1 protein-coding gene is annotated in these 601 nt (G+C 67.4%); it reads right to left on the bottom strand.

Annotation, left to right across the window (positions count from 1 at the left end; genetic code table 11):
• Positions 1 to 193 (bottom strand): transposase domain-containing protein (locus tag ACFP1K_RS41185; protein WP_380764054.1); only part of this gene is annotated, 193 nt, incomplete at its 3' end.
• Positions 194 to 601: the final 408 nt, after the last annotated feature.

The raw sequence follows: 601 nt of genomic DNA, 5'->3' as shown, positions 1-601 counted from the left end.
CATCATCGGCGAACAACGCCATCGCCATCGCGAAATACACCATCACATGCGGCGGCAGCTTCCCACCCGCGCGCCTGGCCTGCCTGCCCGCCACCGCAACCGCCTCATCGACCACATCACGCGGCACCGACGCAGTCAGCACTCCCAGCGAGATCCAGTCCGTCAGCCGGCCACCCACCACACCATCACGCATCACACCACCCGATCCTCCCGATCAACCCCCCCATCACACACAACGACACACCCACCACAAAGATCAACTTAAGCTAAGCGACATTGGGGCAAGCCCCCACACCCCCCAGCCTGCCGGGCTCACCGGTACTCCACCGCGAGCCGTCCCGCCGTCCGGGGGCGGGCCGTGGCCGCCCGTCCCCCTCGCCGCGTAGGGCTCGCCGCTCCGTGCGCCTCCCGGACGCATGAATCCGGCGCCGCGACGGCGAGCAGTGGTACGGCGAATCCGGCGCCGTCGTACGGCGAGCAAGGTGGGGACGCGTGATCCCACAACAGGTGACGTCCCGTGGGGTGGTGTAAATCAAGTGATCGAATCGTCTGGTTGTGGGCGCGGGGTGAGTTCGGCGAGTGTGGTGGCAGAGGTGTTGGC

This window comes from Sphaerisporangium aureirubrum, assembly GCF_042658925.1.
GTDB lineage: Bacteria > Actinomycetota > Actinomycetes > Streptosporangiales > Streptosporangiaceae > Sphaerisporangium > Sphaerisporangium aureirubrum.
Note: the sequence above shows the minus strand (reverse complement) of the source record. Positions and strands in the feature narration are given on the sequence as shown.